18 protein-coding genes are annotated in these 18,317 nt (G+C 63.7%); 7 read left to right on the plus strand and 11 right to left on the minus strand.

From position 1 onward, the window contains the following. The first annotated feature begins 81 nt into the window (after positions 1-81). From OIM99_RS16760 to OIM99_RS16790, 7 genes are all read left to right on the plus strand, one after another. Positions 82-438, plus strand: coding sequence for a DUF423 domain-containing protein (locus OIM99_RS16760; RefSeq protein ID WP_311851583.1), 357 nt, complete (start codon positions 82-84; stop codon positions 436-438). 160 nt (positions 439-598) lie between these two features. Further along, positions 599-1,891, plus strand: coding sequence for an efflux RND transporter periplasmic adaptor subunit (locus OIM99_RS16765; RefSeq protein ID WP_311851584.1), 1,293 nt, complete (start codon positions 599-601; stop codon positions 1,889-1,891). Positions 1,892-1,938: 47 nt separating this feature from the next. Beyond that, positions 1,939-5,172 (plus strand): efflux RND transporter permease subunit, encoded by a 3,234-nt coding sequence (locus OIM99_RS16770; RefSeq protein ID WP_311851585.1) that lies wholly within the window; start codon positions 1,939-1,941, stop codon positions 5,170-5,172. Between the two features lie 82 nt (positions 5,173-5,254). Beyond that, positions 5,255-5,551, plus strand: coding sequence for a DUF1330 domain-containing protein (locus OIM99_RS16775; RefSeq protein ID WP_311851586.1), 297 nt, complete (start codon positions 5,255-5,257; stop codon positions 5,549-5,551). 108 nt (positions 5,552-5,659) lie between these two features. After that, entirely contained in the window at positions 5,660-6,541 is an 882-nt protein-coding gene (locus OIM99_RS16780) for a DUF2865 domain-containing protein (protein WP_311851587.1), read from the plus strand. 229 nt (positions 6,542-6,770) lie between these two features. Beyond that, on the plus strand, positions 6,771-8,603 hold the full coding sequence (locus tag OIM99_RS16785; protein ID WP_311851588.1) for an AsmA family protein: 1,833 nt from the start codon (positions 6,771-6,773) through the stop codon (positions 8,601-8,603). Between the two features lie 84 nt (positions 8,604-8,687). Further along, positions 8,688-9,146, plus strand: a complete 459-nt coding sequence (locus OIM99_RS16790) for a DUF2721 domain-containing protein (RefSeq protein WP_311851589.1) — start codon at positions 8,688-8,690, stop codon at positions 9,144-9,146. Between the two features lie 12 nt (positions 9,147-9,158). Here OIM99_RS16790 and OIM99_RS16795 read toward each other — a convergent pair whose 3' ends face one another. From OIM99_RS16795 to OIM99_RS16845, 11 genes are all read right to left on the minus strand, one after another. Further along, positions 9,159-10,154 carry a hypothetical protein gene (locus tag OIM99_RS16795; protein ID WP_311851590.1) on the minus strand — a complete coding sequence of 332 codons (996 nt, stop codon included), beginning with the start codon at positions 10,152-10,154 and terminating at the stop codon, positions 9,159-9,161. After that, a complete protein-coding gene (locus OIM99_RS16800; RefSeq protein WP_311851591.1) occupies positions 10,154-10,360 on the minus strand; it encodes a TOBE domain-containing protein in 207 nt (68 codons plus the stop codon). Before OIM99_RS16800 ends, OIM99_RS16795 begins: the two co-directional genes overlap by 1 nt. A gap of 12 nt (positions 10,361-10,372) precedes the next feature. Continuing rightward, on the minus strand, positions 10,373-11,161 hold the full coding sequence (gene modA, locus OIM99_RS16805) for a molybdate ABC transporter substrate-binding protein (RefSeq protein WP_311851592.1): 789 nt from the start codon (positions 11,159-11,161) through the stop codon (positions 10,373-10,375). A gap of 131 nt (positions 11,162-11,292) precedes the next feature. Further along, positions 11,293-12,099 (minus strand): ABC transporter permease, encoded by an 807-nt coding sequence (locus OIM99_RS16810; RefSeq protein ID WP_409371537.1) that lies wholly within the window; start codon positions 12,097-12,099, stop codon positions 11,293-11,295. An 8-nt stretch (positions 12,100-12,107) separates the two neighbouring features. Next, positions 12,108-13,040, minus strand: a complete 933-nt coding sequence (locus tag OIM99_RS16815) for an ABC transporter permease subunit (protein WP_311851594.1) — start codon at positions 13,038-13,040, stop codon at positions 12,108-12,110. Next, the gene (locus tag OIM99_RS16820) at positions 13,037-14,107 is read right to left on the minus strand and encodes an ABC transporter ATP-binding protein (RefSeq protein ID WP_311851595.1); all 1,071 of its coding nucleotides are present in this window, start codon (positions 14,105-14,107) and stop codon (positions 13,037-13,039) included. Before OIM99_RS16820 ends, OIM99_RS16815 begins: the two co-directional genes overlap by 4 nt. An 11-nt stretch (positions 14,108-14,118) precedes the next feature. After that, the gene (locus OIM99_RS16825; protein WP_311851596.1) at positions 14,119-14,808 is read right to left on the minus strand and encodes a Crp/Fnr family transcriptional regulator; all 690 of its coding nucleotides are present in this window, start codon (positions 14,806-14,808) and stop codon (positions 14,119-14,121) included. A 227-nt stretch (positions 14,809-15,035) separates the two neighbouring features. Beyond that, positions 15,036-15,968 carry a bifunctional methylenetetrahydrofolate dehydrogenase/methenyltetrahydrofolate cyclohydrolase FolD gene (locus OIM99_RS16830; protein WP_311851597.1) on the minus strand — a complete coding sequence of 311 codons (933 nt, stop codon included), beginning with the start codon at positions 15,966-15,968 and terminating at the stop codon, positions 15,036-15,038. Positions 15,969-16,178: 210 nt separating this feature from the next. Next, complete coding sequence (locus tag OIM99_RS16835; protein WP_311852278.1) at positions 16,179-17,060, minus strand: aldose 1-epimerase family protein; 882 nt, start codon at positions 17,058-17,060, stop codon at positions 16,179-16,181. 2 nt (positions 17,061-17,062) lie between these two features. Beyond that, entirely contained in the window at positions 17,063-17,650 is a 588-nt protein-coding gene (locus tag OIM99_RS16840) for a UbiX family flavin prenyltransferase (RefSeq protein WP_311851599.1), read from the minus strand. Positions 17,651-17,703: 53 nt separating this feature from the next. Continuing rightward, positions 17,704-18,213: a TIGR02444 family protein gene (locus tag OIM99_RS16845; RefSeq protein WP_311851600.1), complete on the minus strand. Its 510-nt coding sequence runs from the start codon at positions 18,211-18,213 to the stop codon at positions 17,704-17,706. Positions 18,214-18,317 lie beyond the last annotated feature (104 nt).

Here is an 18,317-nt window from a genome sequence, read left to right on the forward strand (position 1 = left end):
CCTGTACCCTGCGCCGGAAATCTTGATTCAAGATTGAGGCCGCCGCCCCAATCGGTCTTTGCTCAATCCAGGGAAATAACAATGGCGTCATCCAGCCGCTTTTTCGTCCTGCTTGCCGGTCTGATGGGCGCCGCCGGCGTGGCTTTGGCCGCTGCCGCGACTCACACCGGCGCGCCGGAACTGCTCAATCCGGCCTCCAACATGCTGCTTTTCCACGCCGCCGCGCTACTGGCCCTGGCGTTGGGCGGCGGCTCGTCGCTCATGCTGCTGGCCGGCGGCGGCACACTTTTGCTCGGAACTGTGCTGTTTTCGGGCGATCTGGCCATGCGGGCGCTGGCTGGCGTGCGGGCTTTTCCCATGGCGGCGCCCGCCGGCGGGGTGCTGATGATCCTCGGCTGGCTGGTTACGGGGCTTTGCGGGCTTTTCCACCGTCGTTGAGCACGGCTGGCGCAAACATTGCCTTATCGTAACTCGAAGCATCCTCAACTTTATGTAATCTAGGTGCATTCGCCCCCGGCGTGATATAAAGAGCGGCGGGGGAGTGAAACTTCAGACATGGGCGAGACGGCAAACGTCCGCCGGAGGGAGACTACGTTCTATGAAAAGGCCCAGCGTCGCGACGACGCTCACCGGTGTGGCCGTCGCCGTGATCGCGTCCGCGGTCATCTGGCCGGGCGCCGCCAACACGATCTTCCCAGGGGCGGGTGATCGCGGTAATGCCGCACGCGCCTATCTGCCGTCCATTCTTGTCGGAATTTTGCCGGCCTACGCGCCAAACGCCAATGGCGGCGCCATCGGCCAGGCCCAGGCGCAAGCGCCGGCCGCCGCACCGAACGCGCCAGCCGGCTCCCCCGGCGCCCGCCCCCCCGTTCCCGTGGTCACGGGCAAGGCCTCGCGTGGCTCCTTGCCGCTGGTGATCAATTCGCTGGGCACCGCCCAACCGATGGCCACCGTGGCGCTGAAGACCCGCGTCGATGCCCAGGTCGACAAGATCGGCGTCGCCGAAGGCAGCCTCGTCCAGGCCGGCACGGTCATCGCGCAGCTCGACTCCCGTCAGGTCGAAGCACAGATCAAACAGGCCGAGGCCACCCTCGCCCGCGATGTCGCCGCCCTCGAACAGGCCAATCGCGACGTCGCCCGCTACGCCGAACTTCTGTCGAAGAACGCCGGCACCAAGATCAATCTCGACAATGCCCGGACGGCAGCGGCGACCGCCACCGCCAATATCGCCGGCGACAAGGCGCAGATCGAAAACCTGAAGGTGCAGCTCGGCTGGTACACGATTTCAGCCCCGATCACCGGACGGGTCGGCATGATCAGCGCCAAGGCCGGCAATATCGTGCGCTCCGGCGACAACACCGCCACCGGCACGCTCGCCACCATCGTCCAGACAGCGCCGATCTACGTCGCCTTCTCGCTCGCGCAATATCTGCTGCCGGACCTGCGCGATTCCATCGGCGCGACTGGCGCCGAAGTGCAGGCGACGCCGCAGGGCTCGCAGCGCACCATCAAGGGCAAGATCGCTTTCGTCGACAATATGATCGATCCCTCGACGGGCACCGTCAGCGTGCGCGCCGTTTTTGACAATGCCGACGAAGGGCTTTGGCCCGGGCAATTGTGCAATCTGCGCATCGTTCTGCGCATCGAGCAGGATGTGGTGAGCATTCCGCGCGAAGCCACCCAATCCGGCCAGGAAGGCAATTTCGTCTACGTGGTCGAGAATGGCGTGGCCCGCCTGCGCACGGTCAAAGTGGCGCGGACACAAGACGGTCGTGACATCATTTCGGAAGGCTTGAAGGGCGACGAGACCGTCGTGGTCGAGGGCGCCTTGGCGCTGGCCAATGGCGCGCGCATCGTCATCCGCAATGAGACGAGCAAAACGGACAGTTGATATCTGAGTAACGGGCGGCTGGACTAAAAGGGCTGGAAGGTCGGGTGATGAACATCTCGGAGCTATGTATTCGCCGTCCTGTGATGACGACATTGCTGATGATGTCGTTCATCGTCTTCGGCCTGTTCGGCTATTCGAAACTGCCGGTGGCCGCGCTGCCCCGGGTCGACTTCCCGACGATCAGCGTGTCCGCCACCCTGCCCGGCGCCAATCCGGAGACCATGGCTTCGTCGATCGCCGCACCGCTCGAGCGCGCTTTCGCCACCATTCCCGGCATTACGCAGATGACCTCGCGGTCGTCGAACGGCCAGACGAACATCATCATCCAGTTCGATCTCGACCGAAACATCGACGGCGCGGCCCTCGACGTGCAGTCGCAAATCTCGGGCACCTTGCGGCGCCTGCCGCCGGAATTGCCGGCGCCGCCGAGCTTCCGCAAGGTCAATCCGGCCGACGCGCCGATTCTGTTCCTCAGCCTCAAGTCGCCGGTACTGCCGCTCTCGGCCACCAACGACTACGCCGAATTCACCTTCGCCCAGCAAATCTCGCAGATCCCGGGCGTTGCCCAGGTGCTGATTTTCGGCCAGCAGAAATTCGCCGTTCGCATCGAAGCCGATCCCGATGCCGCCGCGGCGCGCGGCCTGACCTTGAACGAAATCCGCACCGCCGTCGCCGCCGCCAATTCCTCGGCGCCGGTCGGCGGCCTGCGCGGCGAGAACAAGGATGCGGTACTGAAAGCCACCGGCCAGATCGAAAAGGCGGCTGGCTATAAAGACATTGTCGTCGCCTGGCGTAACGGCTCGCCGGTGCGCCTGTCCGAAATCGCCAATGTCTATGACTCGGTCGAGAACGATCGCACGGCCGCCTGGTTCGGCAACGACCGCTCGATCCAATTGGCGATCTTCCGTCAGTCGGATGCCAACACGGTCGCCGTCGTCGACGCGATCAAGGAAAAGCTCCCGCAGATGCAGGCGCAATTGCCGCCGTCTGTCGAAGCCCGCGTGCTCTTGGACCGTTCGGAATCGATCCGTGAATCTGTCCACGACGTGCAGTTCACCCTGCTTCTCTCCGTCGCCCTGGTGGTTCTCGTCATCTTCCTGTTCCTGAAAACGATGACGGCGACGCTCATTCCGGCGCTCGCTTTGCCCGTGTCGCTGATCGGCACCTGCGCCTTCATGTATATGTTTGGCTATTCGATCGACAACATCTCGCTGCTGGCGATCACTCTGGCCGTCGGATTCGTGGTCGACGACGCCATCGTCATGCTCGAAAACATCATGCGTCATATCGAGGAGGGCATGCGTCCCTTCGAGGCGGCGCTGAAGGGCTCGCGCGAAATCGGCTTCACCATTCTGTCGATCACCTTCTCGCTCGTCGCCGTTTTCATTCCGGTTCTCCTCATGGGCGGTGTGGTCGGGCGCGTGTTCCGCGAATTCGCGGTGGTGATCTCCTGCTCCATTCTGGTTTCGGGCTTCGTGTCGTTGACACTGACGCCCATGCTCTGCGCTCGCATTCTCAAGCCGATCGACCATCACGCCAAGCCGAACGGTTTCACGCGCAGCGTCGACTGGTTCATCGACGGCATGAACTCGCTCTACCGCGTCACGCTCGACGCGGTGCTGCGCGCACGCCTGCTGATGCTCGGCATCACCTTCCTGACCATCGGCGTCAGCATCGCCATGTTCATGTGGATGCCGAAGGGCTTCTTCCCAACCGAGGATACGGGCTTCCTGTCCGGCTCGACGGAAGTCTCGCCGGACACCGCCTTTCCGCTGCAATCCAATCTCAACCAGAAAGTGGTCGACATCGTCCTGAAGGATCCGGCGGTCGAATATGTCGCCTCGAACGTTGGCTTCCTCGGCGCCGCCAACCAAGGCAGCGTCTTCGTCGCGCTGAAACCCAAGGCGGAGCGCGGCAACATTCAAGACGTCATCGCCCGCCTGCGCCGCTCCACCGCCGCCGTGCCCGGCATCAACACCGTGTTCAATCCGGTGCAGAACATGAATCTGTCCGGCGGCCGCCAGTCGCGCGGGCAATATCAATTCACCCTGCAATCCGGCGACCTCAAGGCCCTCTATGCCAAGGGTCCGGAAATGCTCGACCGCATGCGCGAGCTGTCCAGCCTGCGCGACGTGACGAGCGATTTGCAGATTCGCAATCCGGAACTCAACGTCGACATCGACCGCGAAAAGGCCGCCGCCTATGGCCTGACCGCCGACCAGATCCGCACAGCGCTGTTCAACACTTATGGCGCCCGGCAGATCTCGACCATCTTCACGCAGATCGCCGACTATCAGGTCATCCTGCTCGCCAACCGCCGCTTCCAGGACGATCCGTCAGCCCTGAGCCGCATCTATATCCGCGCCCAGCCAGGCGCCGGCGGCACGGTCGTGGCGCCGGTGGCGCCGACGACAGGCGCGGGATCGACCAGCAGCGCCGCCACGGCGGCGACACCTGCGCCGACGGCCAATATCTTCAACTTCCCGATTGTTCCGCTCGACCAGGTGGCGACGATCCGCCGCTCCGTCGGCCCGCTCACCATCAACCGTCAGTCGCTGCAACCAGCCGTGACGCTGTCGTACAATGTCGCGCCGGGCGTCGCCTTGTCGGAGGCCAACGAAGCGATCCGTCGCATCGCCAAGGAAATCGAACTGCCGGCGACGATCTCGACCAATTTCTCGGGCGCCGCCGCGCTGTTCGAAGAAGCGCAGAAGGGTCAGGTGCCGCTGATCATCGCCGCCATTCTGACGATCTACATCCTGCTCGGCGTGCTCTACGAGAGCTACATTCACCCGATCACCATTCTGTCGGGCCTGCCCTCGGCCGGCATCGGCGCCCTGCTGGCACTGCATCTGTTCGGCATGGACCTCTCGGTCATCGCCATCATCGGCGTGCTGTTGCTTGTCGGCATCGTCAAGAAGAACGCCATCATGATGGTCGACTTCGCACTCGAACGACGGCGCGATGGCATCGACGCCCTGCCCGCGATCCGCGAAGCCGCGCTGATCCGTTTCCGCCCGATCATGATGACGACGCTGGCCGCGATCTTTGGCGCCATCCCGATCGCCATTGGCGCCGGCGCCGGCGCCGAACTGCGTCAGCCGCTCGGCATCGCCATCGTCGGCGGCCTGTGCGTGTCACAATTGCTGACGCTCTACATCACGCCGGTGATCTACTACTACCTCGACAAGGTCGACAGCTACATTTCCGGCGGCGCCTCGCAACAGGTCGAGGCCGAACCAGCTCTCGAGCCGGTTCCGGTGCGCCACGCCGCCGAATAAACGCCACTGCCAAGTGAGAGATTGAGGGGCCTGCGCCAACCGCGCGGGCCCTTTTCATTTTTCACCGTCTTCGAGGGTTCCCATGCCCGCCTATCTGATTTCCGACGTGACCGCCAAGGATGCCGCCGCTTTCGAAACCTATCGGACGCGCGCCACTGCTTCGATTGCCCGCTATGGCGGACGCTATCTGGTGCGCGGCGGGCCGATTGAAGCTTTGGAAGGTCAGTGGACGCCGCGCATGATCGTCGTCGTCGAATTTCCCACTCTCGACCAGGCCAGGCTCTGGTATCGCTCGCCCGAATATGCCCAGGCGCTGGCGGTTCGCGACGAGGCTTTGAGCCGTCATCTCATTCTCGTCGACGGGATCAGCGAAAGCTGAGCGGCGGAGGCCGATGGACGCTTGCCACATTGTTCATCTTTGAGTAACCATGAAACATAGAGGCCACTGATTATTTGAGAGTTTCCCCGCGTCCCGATGGAGTGGCTGATGTCGCGCGTTGCAAATTCCTCCGCCAGCGATCAGCCGGCGCCTCGCAGCATTCCCCGACGCAACATCCCCCGTCGTACTTGGATCGCCTTCGGCGCCGCTGCCTGCCTCGTCACCGTCACCGCCGTTCTCTTCGGACCATCGCTGCGCACTTTCGCGCAAAGCGATGAGAGCACGGCCGCCTATTGGCGGGCGGAACGTGCCCGTCATGCGCCGGCGCGCGTTCAACCCGTTTATGTCACCGCCTACGCCCCGGCGCAGCCTTCCGTGCTCTCCCGCCTGCCGCGCAATTTGCGCGCCGGCCTGCCCGGTCCTTTGGACAATCTCTCCGGCTTGGCGCCCGAAACGCGGCTGCAACCGCAACGGCTGCAGCCGCAGCGTCAGCCGACGGTAGCGCGCCAGACCGCACCGACGATCGTTCCTGTCGTCCACTCGAAAACCGTGGCTATGTGCGTGCGCCTCTGTGACGGCTTTCATTTCCCGGCGAGCAATCAAGCTCTCGGACCGGCGCAACTCGAAGCCGATTGCAACAGCCTGTGCCCCAACGCGCCGACGCGCGTCTACTACAGCCGCTCGGAGAAGATCGACGATGCCGTGGCGGCCCGCACCGGCCGCACTTATCGCACCTTGCCCGTGGCCAGCCGCTATGCCTCCACCCGCGACAACACCTGCACCTGCCGAAGCGACGGCCTGCCCGGTTTGCAGACGGCCGACATCTACCGCGACCGCACCCTGCGGCGCGGCGATCCGGTGATGACCGAAGCCGGCTTCCGCATCTTCAAGGGTTCGGAGCGTTGGCCCTATCGCTCGCGCGATTTCGCCGGCCTGCACGAGGCGGGGCGCCTGCCCGTCACCTCGCGGGCCGTGGACCCGTCCGGATGATCGGCCCCCAGGCCTTCTACACCCGCTGATCCCGCCGTCAGCCTTACCTTGGCTATTCTTCCGGCCCTATATTTGCTTGGGGATGGCTTGGAAAATCCCCTTCGCCGCCATGGATTTGCTCAACTTTTCTTTTCTAAGCTGATCAGGTCATGATGGCGGCTGCCAATGGCATGTACCATTTGCTTGCACCCTCACTCGAACCATTCCTTTGCCCAACCAACCGTCCGCGATGAACCGAAGCCTGAAATGGGGACTTGGCCTGCTGCTGCTGCTTGGCGCGGCCGGGGCGTTTTTTCCCATCAGCGCCTTTGAGGCGGCGCTGCGCCGGCAAATCGCCGAACAGGTGCGCCAGGTGAGCGGGCTCGACACCGACATCAAAGGCCGGCTGTCCTTCTCCCTCCTGCCGCGCCCGCAGATCAGGGCCGAGAATGTCGCCATCGGCACGCAACCGTCCATGGCGCTGCATACGCCTTTCGTGCGCGGCAATATCCGCCTGTTGCCGCTGCTCGGCGGACGCATCGAACTCGAACGGCTGACCTTGATCGGACCGCAGCTCTCGCTGCATACGGCGACCAGCAGTCTGACACGCCCCTCCGCGCAATTGCTCGGCGAACTGTCGAAACTTGGCCCCCTCACCATCGCCGGCGGCTCGCTCGACCTGCAAATCGATGGCCGTCCGCCGGTTCAGATTTCCCAGGTCGACGGCATTCTCGATCCGCGCGGCCTGCCCGGCCCTCTCTCTTTCGCCGGCCGCTTCTTCTGGAACGATGTGAACGGCGAGGCCGAAGTCCTGCTCGCCCGCCTCTCCGATCTCTTCGATAAAGGCGCGACGCCCTTCACCGCCAAACTGCGTTCGCCCATCGCCGACGCGGCTTTCGACGGCATCCTGCAAGGTGGTTCGCGCTGGCAGTTCGACGGCCATTTCGCCGGCACCGCCGCGAAGCCGCGCACCTTGATGCAGGTATTGAGTTTCGCGCCCGCTTTGCCGGGTCCTTTGGCGACGGTCTCCGCCAACGGCACCTTGCGCATCACGCAGCAGGCGCTCGCTCTGTCGGATGCCAGCATCACGCTTGATGCCAATGTCTTCCGCGGTTCCGTCGGCGTGCGTCTTGAAGGCGAGCGTCCGCTGATTTCAGCGACACTCGCCACGCCGTCGCTGATGCTGCCCAGCACCGAGCTCATACCGACGCTACGCAATGAACGGCAGTGGAGCCGCGAGCCGCTGTCTCTGGCCGCGCTCGGCCGCACCGACATGGATCTGCGCCTCTCGGCGCAACGCGCCATCCTCGGCAAATTGACGATGACCGCCACCGGTCTCTCCGTCCTCGCCAACGACGGCAAATTGGAAGTGCTGCTGGCCGGCGCCCAGGCCTATGGCGGACGCATGAAAGGGCAGATGACGGTAACGCCGATCGGCGACGACGGCGACTTCAAGGGCACTTTGGCGCTCACCAATGTCGATGCCGGCGCCATGTTGAAAGATGTCGTCCGCCATCCGCGCCTGACCGGCATCGTCACCGGCGAGATCAATCTGCAGAGCCGGGGCGATAGTGTTGGCGAACATATGGGAAGCCTGTCGGGCCAATTGCGGCTCTCGGCCAGAAACGGCGAACTCGCCGGCCTCGATGCGGAACAGGCCTTGCGCCGGTCGGAAAAGCGGCCCCTGTCGGTGCCAGGCGAAGTGCGCGCCGGCAGCACCGGCTTCACCGCGGCCGAATTCAGCGGCACCATCAACAAAGGCACCCTGTCGCTGGAACGCGGCCAGATCACAGGCCCCGGGGCATCGATCAATGTCTCCGGCGCCATCAACGGACCTGACCAGACGCTGCGCCTCGATGTCGGCGTCTCGCCGCCGCGCCGGCCGGAAGCCATGCCGGCCAATCCGACCGCGCCGATGCAGTTGAACTTCAACGTCCAGGGTCCCTGGGAAGCGCCCGCCTTCTCCATCGACACCGACAGTCTGATCCGCAGATCGGAAGCCGCCGCCGGCCTGTTGCGCGCGGTGATCCGCCCGCCGGATCTGCCTGAGCCGCTGCCGCCGGCTTTCACTTCAAATCGCTAGAGCACTTAGCCATTTGCCAAGTCATTCGGGACGGCGAATGATGCGCACGACTCGTGTGCAGACCATTCTTCAGAAGGCTGATCAATGAGTGAGCTTGCCATGCCCGACGTCGAAGGCATCGTGAAAACGATTCAATCGGCGTTGACGCCGGTTTTCCTGCTGGCCGGCACCGCTGGATTCTTGAACGTGTTCGCATCGCGGCTGGCGCGGGTCTCGGATCGTATCAACGCGATCGTCGACGAGATGGACGGCGATGGCGTGACGCGAGACGTCCGCAATGCGCAACTGAGGGTTCTCAGGCGCAGAACCATTGCGCTGGAAATCGCCGTCATCTTCGGCGCCCTGACCGGCGTCTTCGTCTGCGCCGCCATTCTCGGCCTGTTCGTCGGCCAGATCGAACGGGCGATCAAGGAAGACTGGCTCTATTGGAATTTCGGCATGGGCCTGCTGTGTCTCTCCGTGTCGCTCTGGGCCTTCATCGTGGAGATGCTGCTGGCGACCGGCAGCATGATCCGCCAGATCGCGAGAGCGCGCAGAGATTAAGGCACACAGGGATTAATCGCGCAGGCTTTCAAACTTCGCGCTGTCGCCGAACATCACCGTCGCCAGACGCGCGGCCGCCGTATTGAAAGCCTCGGCGCGATCGGGATGGATCAGCGCCGCGACAGCCAGCGCGCCGAGAATGCGGTTCAGCGACGGCGGCTTCTCGATAATGCCATAGGGCGCACCGCGATCGACGAAGAAACGCGTGCCGGCCGGCAAGCTCGTCCGCAAGGCACTGCCCGGCTGCACCGCCGCGGCATCCGCGACGATGACCATGCGTGGCGTCAATTGCACCACATCCGCCACCGTCAGACCGATGAAAGCGCCCCGCGCCGACGGCACCACGTTGCGGCCGCCGGCCAGCTCGATCGCCTCACCGACGCTGGAACCGGCGCGCACGCCCTGCAAGCCATCGCCGCCGCGGGCATAGTAGAATGGCAGGCGCTGGTCCGCCGCAGCCGTGCCCGCGCCATCGATCAGCGCAAGCGCGCTTTGAACGGCGCCCGCCAATTCCTGCCCGCGGTCCGGTCGTCCGATCGCCTCGCCCAGTCGGCGCAGCACCAGTGGCGCTTCTCGCAACTTGCCGTCGATCAAGACATAAGGCACGCCGAGCGACGCCTGAATGCGGTCCGCCAGAGCCACGTAATTCGGATTGATGTCGCCATAGTCGACGACGAGATCGGCCTTGAGCTGCCGCAGCTTTTCGAGATCTTCGGAACTGAGATTGTGCGACGTCAGGCGCGGCACGCCAGGCAGGGCCTGAAACCGCTGTGAGAGGGCCTGTTTGACATCATCATTCCACGGCTCGACCAAGCCGACCAGCAGATCGGGCGCCAGCGCATAAAGCAGCACGTCGGCCGGCGGCCCGGCCGGCAGCAGACGGCCAACCTTATCGGGCAGGTTGACCTTGCGTCCGGCGGAATCGGTGAACTCCGCCGCATGAACTGTCGCGGCGGCGACAAGCGCCGCCACGATCGTCAGTGTTAGAGCGCGAAGACGCATCAGCATCAGTCGACCGCCACCATGACGTCAGAGGCCTTCACCACCGCGTAAGCGCTCTTGCCCTTTTCGAGCTTCAGAGCATCGACCGCTTCATTGGTGATGGAGGCCGTGACAATCGCGCCGTTGACGTCGATCTTCACATGGGACGTCGTGGCGCCTTTCGTGACTTCCACGACGGTGCCCTTGAGGACGTTACGCGCGCTGATCTTCATGACAATCTTCGCCTATTTTTTGAGTACGGTGAAACCCTGCTTTTCGAAGATCGGCTTGGCAGCGTCCGAACGCAGGAAATCCAGAAATTTGGCCGCTGCCGGATTCTTGCTCGTGGCGGTCAAGGCGAAAGGATAGATGATCGGCGCATGCGAGTCGGCTGGGAAAGTGGCGATCACTTTCACATTGGCGTCAGCCGCCGCGTCGGTCGCATAGACGATGCCGAGCGGCGCCTCGTCACGAGCGACGAAACTCATCGCCGCGCGGACGTTGTCGGACATGGCAAGACGCGGTTCGACGTCGCGCCACAGGCCGAGCTTCTCCAGCGCCGATTTGGCGTAACGCCCCACCGGCACGGTGTTGACCTCGCCGGTCGACAGGCGGCCGCTGCCAAGCGCCGTCTTGAACGCATCCGGCGTGAACGCCAGCGACTGCACCTTGCTGTTCTTCGACGCGATGACGACGAGCTTGTTCTGCAGCAGATCGAAGCGGCTTTCGGGCCTGATGCTGTTCTTGCTCGCCGCGTAGTTCATCGACTCCTGGTCGGCGGAGGCGAAAATATCGGCCGGGGCGCCCTGCTCGAGCTGGCGCGCCAGAGCCAGCGAGCCGGCATAGCTGAACTTCACGTCGACGCCGCCGGCGCCTTTGAACGTGTTGGCCGCGTCATCCAGCGCATCCTTGAGGCTGGCGGCGGCGAAAACGACCAACGGCTGTTGGGTGCTCTCTTGGGCGCGCACCGGCGCGGAAAGGGCCGTGAAGCCGATGGCAAAGGCAGTCAGAAACGTCCGGATATGCGCGCGCAAAGGCGTCCTCCTGAAAGGGAAAAGCAGGGAGAACGATCGCTTCGGGAACCCACGTTCCCGAACGCTCCCAGGGCGCGCAGCACGGGAGCGGATCGATATATTTTGCAGAATATAGCGACCGAAGGCGCCTTTCAAGCGCGTCCGACGGCCCGGCCACCACCTCGGAAAGCCCGGCTCAAGGCGAAACCGAACAGCACCAGAGCCAGCACCGTGCCAATCATCAGGGTGGAAATCGCGTTGATCTCTGGCGTCACGCCCAGCCGAACTTGGCTGTAGATCCGCATCGGCAGGGTTGTCGCCCCCGGCCCCGTGGTGAAGCTGGCGATGACGAAATCGTCGAGCGAAATCGTGAAGGCGAGCAGAAAGCCGGCAATCACCGATGGCGCGATGATCGGCAGGGTCACCTGAAAGAACGCCCCGATGGGTGACGCACCAAGATCGCGCGCCGCCTCCTCCAGACTGCGATCGAAGCCCGCCAGTTTCGCATTGACCACGATGGTGACGAAACACAGGCCGAACGTCGTATGCGCGATCAACAGAGTCCAGAAACCCCGGTCCATGTCGAGCGCCACGAACAGCAGGAGCAGCGACAGCCCCATGATCACTTCCGGCATGACCAGCGGCGCATAGATCAACGACGAAAAAACCAACCGCCCTCGGAAACGCCCGTAGCGCGACATGACGAGGGCGGCCATCGTGCCGAGAATGGTCGAAAGAACGCCGGAGAGAAAAGCCACCTTCAGGCTGAGCCAGGCGGCATCGAGCACCTGGGTATTGTCCAGAAGCGAGCCATACCAGCGCGTCGACCAGCCGCCCCAGACGGTGACGAGCTTCGAGGCGTTGAAGCTATAGATGATCACCAGCGCAATCGGCACGTAGAGGAAGGCGAAGCCGATCAGCAGGATCGCCACGTCGCGCTTGCGCCAAGAACGCGTCATCGCGCCGGTCATCGCCGCGTCTCCGATATCCGCATTTCATTGCGCTCATAAAGCAAGAGCGGCACGAGCAGCACCAGCAGCATGACGACAGCGACGGCGGAGGCCGTCGGCCAGTCGCGGTTGGCGAAAAATTCGTTCCACAAGGTCCGGCCGATCATCAGCGTGTCGGAACCACCAAGCAGATCGGGCACGACGAATTCGCCGACCGCTGGAATGAACATCAAAAGCGCACCGGCAAAAACGCCAGGCAGAGACAAAGGAAAGGTAATGCGCCAGAAAGCCGACAGGCCGGTGGCACCCAGATCGCGCCCCGCCTCGACGAGCTGCGGCTCCTGCCGGTCAATGGCATTGTAGATCGGCAGGATCAGGAACGGCATATAGGAATAGACGATGCCGATCAGCACCGCCCAATCCGTCGCATAGATCTGCAAGGGCTGATCGATCAATCGCAACGACAGCAGCAGATGATTGAGCAGGCCCTCGTCCTTGAGGATGACGATCCAGGCATAAACGCGGATGAGGAAGCTGGTCCAGAACGGTGCGATGGCGAGCACAATCAAGGCCGGCCGCCAGGAGCGCGGCGCACGCGCCATCGCCAAGGCGATGGGATAGGCAACGCACAGACCGATGAGCGTCGCCAACGCCGCCAATTTCAGCGATCCGAGATAGGAGGCGAGATAGAGATCGTCCTCGAACAGCAGGCCATAGGCTGAGAGCGACAACTGGCCGAGTTTCTCGACGAAGACGTTCCAGCTTTCGCTCCAGGCAAAGACGGGCTCATAAGGCGGACGTTGCGCCACCGCCTGCGACAGCGAGATTTTCGCGACGAACAGGAACGGCGCGGCGAAGAACAGCAACAGCCACAGGAACGGCACGGCCAGCAGCACGCGCTGCCCCAGAGCGAGCTTGCGCCGATGCGGTTTGGGCTTGCCCGCGCTCATCGCGGCAAAATCCGGATGTCGCTTTCAGCGAACGTAAGATGCACCCGCTCGCCGCGCCGAATGTCTTCCGATCCGTTACCGCTGTTGACAGCGCTAACGCGTAGAAGACCGCCATCATCCGTGCGCACGCGCCAGACTTTCACATCGCCGAGATAGACACTGTCCATCACCTGACCGGACAGAGCGACCTCGCCGCCGGCCGGTTCTCCTCGCGTCAATCGAATGCGCTCAGGCCGCACCGCCAGCGACACAGCCGTGCCCGCGGCCATCGGCTCCGGCAGGCGACAGGTGAAAGCCGGCGCCGCGCAGCGCACAACTTGGCCACGTTCTACGGTCGCCGCGAACAGATTGATCTCGCCGATGAACTGCGCCACGAACGTCGTCGCCGGTGTCTCGTAGATTTCGCGTGCGCCACCCAATTGCTCGATCTGCCCGGCCCGCATCACCGCGATGCGCTGTGCCATCGCCATGGCCTCATCCTGATCGTGGGTCACGACCATGAAGGCGATCTTCAGATCGCGCTGCAATTGCATCAGCTCGAACTGCGTTTCCTCGCGCAGCTTGCGATCGAGCGCCGCCAGCGGCTCGTCGAGCAGCAGCAGTTTCGGCCGCCGGGCAATGGCCCGCGCCAAAGCCACACGCTGACGCTGACCGCCGGAAAGCTGATCGGGCTTGCGGCCACCGAGCTTTTCGAGCTGCACGAGTTTCAAAAGATCGGCAACGCGCGTCGCGATGTCCGCCTTGCCCATGCCCGCCTGTTTCAGCCCGAAGCCGATATTGGCGGCGACGCTCATATGCGGGAACAGCGCATAAGACTGAAACATCATATTGACCGGCCGCCGATTGGGCGGCACGCCAGCCATATCGACGCCGTCGATCACGATACTACCGCTGTCGGGCGTCTCGAAGCCGGCGACCAGACGCATCAGCGTGGTCTTGCCGCACCCCGAAGGGCCGAGCAACGCGAAGAACTCACCGGCACCGATGTCGAGCGACACGTTGTCGACAGCGGTTGTTTCCCCGAAATGTTTGCTGACGCCGTCGATGCGGACGAGAGACTGCTGCATGATAATGCAGGTCAGCCTTCGTTGCGCATGGCTTCGGCGAGGCGCGCCTCAAGAACCTTGGGTTTAAGGAGGACGAGACCTCCGCGCGACTTCTCGACCAGATGTTCGTTGTCGAGGGCCGACAATTCCCGCGTTATCTGTTCGCGCCGGCAACCGATGCGGGCGGCGAGCACATGATGGAACGGCGGCGGGCTGACGATACGCTGGCCGTCATGGCCGGTGCGCGGAGCAGAGATACGCAGCAATTCAGCATAGAGCCTGTGTTTGAGGTCGAAGACCGAATATTCCGTGAGGCGCGCATTGCTTTCGCGGATGCGGCCGGTGAGCAGACGCAGCACCTTCTCACAAATCGAGCGGGAACTGAACAGCAGTTCCCGGAACACCGCCGCCGGCATAATGCACAGTTCGCTGCGCGTCAGCGCCGTCACATTGGCGGAGCGCGCGACAGTGTCGATCGCCGACATCTCGCCGAAGAACTGCCCCGCCTTCATTTCCGCCAGGATCACTTCCTTGCCCGCGGCCGTGCGGATCAGGACGCGCACATCGCCCGAGAGGATGAAATAGACGTCGGACGAACGGTCCTCGAAGTCGACGACGATCTCGTTCTGATCGTACCGCTTCCAAGTGCACCGCCGGTCGAAGGCCGTCAGATCGATGTCCGACGTGTCCTTGAAGAAAGGTATGCGCGCCAAAGTCTGCATAACGGGTCCCTGCCGCTGCTACGCGTTTTGCGGCCCGGCGAACTCGCCGAACGCTGCAAGACGCATCAAAACAAAGATCGAAGGCAAAACAGCATTTCGGGTCGAAACGCGCTCTGCTCGAGGCCCCAACACACACGTTTTCCGGCAATCTAGCACGAACCGCCAGCGGGGCTACCCTATACTGCCGCCCCGCCTGCCCTCGCGGCGTGCGGCTTAACACATGCCGGTTACGAGGCGGCGCGCGTCGCCGCCGTCAGGGTGTTGCGCATCAGCATCGCAATGGTCATTGGGCCGACGCCGCCCGGCACGGGGGTGATCGCGCCGGCGCGCGCCGCCGCGGCCGCATAGGCGACGTCACCGACCAGCCGCGTCTTCGGCTTGCCGTCCTTGGTCAGCCCTTCCCCCGGCACACGGTTAATGCCGACGTCGATGACGATGGCGCCCGGCTTGATCCATTCGCCCTTGATCATCTCCGGCCGGCCGACGGCGGCCACCAGAACGTCGGCACGCGCCACCGTCGCGGCCAGATCGCGCGTACGAGAGTGCGCGATCGTCACCGTGCAGTTCTGCGCCAGCAGCAGTTGCGCCATCGGCTTGCCGACGATGTTGGAACGGCCGACGACGACCGCGTCGAGGCCCGCCAGACCCACACCCAGCGCCTTCACCGCCTCATCGATGAGCACCATGGAACCCGCCGGCGTGCACGGCACCAGCGCCCGCGCGGCATCACCGATCGACAACAGGCCGGCGTTGACCGGATGGAACCCATCAACATCCTTGGCCGGCAGGATCAGTTCGAGCACACGGGTGGCGTTGATATGCGCCGGCAGCGGCAGTTGCACGAGAATGCCGTGAATGGCCGGATCGGCATTGAGCGCGGCGACCAGGGCCAGAAGATCGGCTTCGCTCGTGTCCGCCGGCAAGGTGTGCTGCACCGAATGGAACCCGCAGCTCTCGGCCGCCCTGCCCTTCGACTTCACATAGACCTGGCTCGCCGGATCTTCGCCAACCAGCACGACCGCCAGCCCCGGCTTCAGGCCGCGATGCGCGGTCTCGGCCGCAACCTCTTGCAGCACGCGCTGCGACACAGCCTTGCCGTCGATGATGAAGGCCGGCTTGGACGCGGCGGAAGGAGCGTTGGACGATAAAGTGTCGGACATAGCGGCGGCCTCAGCTTCAGGGCGGTGAAATCTGGACGCGCCCTCTTCGCAGAGATGGCGGCCGATGCCAAGGGTTATCGACGCCGCGCAGCGAGCCATGGATCAGATGCGCAGAACCCACATTTTGTGGGCGAATCCCACGATCTCCATAAGGTCTTGGAATGTGAGCTGATGCACGTCCAGACAGTGATCGAGCCCATCGCCACCGCGTCAATACGGCGCGCCTTCCGGAGCTGGATGCCAAGCGTAAGTGGCAGCATGGCGGCCCGCCTCGCCCGACTGCAGCAGAATCATCGACGGCTTGTCCGCGAGCTCGCCTTCGAACCCTTCCGGGTCGCCATGGCCGCTCCACGATTCGATCGACAGAAACGGCGCCCCCGGCCGCGCCCACAAGGCCCAATGGGGAAAGCCCTCGGTGGCGATCGAGAGACGCTCTCCATCGGGCGCGATGAAAGCGAGGGACGGGCTGTTGGCGTCGAGGAAACACAGCGCCTCAGTGGCGAAGAGTTCCGCCTTCAGCGGCAGATCACGGCCATGAAGCGGGATCGCGCGCCGGCGCGCGCTGAAGAGCCCGCCCGGCGCGATGACCGGCACCTCCGGCACTTCGGCCTCGGCAAAGCGGATCAGATAGCCTTGCGGATCACCGTCTGCGAAGGGCCAGCGAAAGCCCGGATGCAGCCCGCAGGCATAAGGCATGATCGCCTCGCCCGTATTGGCGATCTCCAGATCGATCCGCAGCGCCGTGCGCGACAGGCGATAGGTGATGCGCAAGCAAAAATTGAAGGGGTAATGGCCTGAAGTCCGCGCGTCATCGCGCAAGACCAGCGTCACCTCATCCGATCGCTGCGTTTCGACGGTGAAGAGCGAAGCGGCGGCGAAGCCATGAACGCCGATTGCATAGCGCTGATCGCCGACACGGATTGCTCCGTCACGCGCCCAACCAACGATGGGGAACAGCAGTGGCGCAGTCGCATTCCAGATGGCCGGATCCGGCTTCCAGATCAGATCACGCTTGCCCGCCCGCCATGTCCGCAACTCGGCACCCAGAGGCGCGATGCTGGCGCGCGCATCGGCGCTGTTGAGTTCGATCATCGTCAAGAGTTATCGCCGTCGCCCTTCCAGCGTTTGACGATACCAGCATCGAGACCGAAGAGATCGACGATCCGTCCGACACTGTGATCGATGATATCATCGACCGACTGCGGCTTGTTGTAGAAAGCCGGCATCAGCGGCGAGATGATCGCGCCCATCTCCGACAATTGCAGCATGGTGCGCAGATGGCCCGAATGCAGCGGCGTCTCGCGCACCGCCAGCACCAGCCGGCGCCGCTCCTTCAGCACCACATCGGCCGCACGGCTGATCAGCGTCGACGTGACGCCGGTGGCGATCTCGCTCATGGTGCGGATCGAACAGGGAATGATCACCATGCCCATGGTGCGAAAGGAGCCTGACGATATCGAGGCGCCGATGTCGGCGATCGGATGGGCGACGTCAGCCATGTCGCGCACGTCCTTGGCCTTGAGATCGGACTCATAGCCGAGCGTCATTTCCGCCGCCTTGGTCATCACCAGATGGGTCTCGACACCGGCCTTGCGCAGCACTTCGAGCATGCGCACGCCATAGACGATGCCCGAGGCCCCGCTGATGCCGACGATAATCCGCTGCCTGTCTCCGCTTGCCACGTTTCACTCCTTGATTGGCTCCGAAGTGCCTGCTTGCACGCTCCCCGTCAAGCTCACGTGGTCGAAAGACTGGCCAAACGATCCAAAAGCACCTGGACCGGCGCCGGCGGAAAAGAAACGCCGAGATGGGCGGCATAGGCCGCGACATGACCGGCAGCGGCGGCCGCATCACCCGCCTGCCCCCAAGCCGCCATGGGCCGCAGGGCAAACAGCGCCTTCTGCTCCAGCCGCTCCGCTTCAAGCTCGACGGCCTTGATCCGCTCGCGCAAAGCTTCCGCCTGGGCGGCATCGATGGCGGCCGGTGGCGTGCGCAGGACGCGGCGAACCGCGCGCAACGGCGCGACGGTTTCGCGCCGCCAGTCGGCCATCGCCACGTCGATCGCAGCCACGTCGGCTTGCGTCAGGCTTCGCCCTTGCGTTGCGACGAACAGAAGAAAGAGCAGCACGTTCACATCGACGCCCTGCTCGTCCTGCAAAGCAAGGCAAGCCGGCGCTACGCCGTCGAGGCGATAGAAGCGCAACGAGAACGTCCAGAAAGGTGAAGATGTCGGCGTACCGGTCACAAGCTGTGGTCCCCTGATCGATGAAGCGATAGCGATGATCGTTCAAACGGACAAGCTACTCCGGACAAGCGCACGAAATCGCCCACGCGCGAGCTGCGCATGGG

Source organism: Methylocella sp. CPCC 101449 (genome assembly GCF_031921685.1).
Lineage (GTDB): Bacteria > Pseudomonadota > Alphaproteobacteria > Rhizobiales > Beijerinckiaceae > Terripilifer.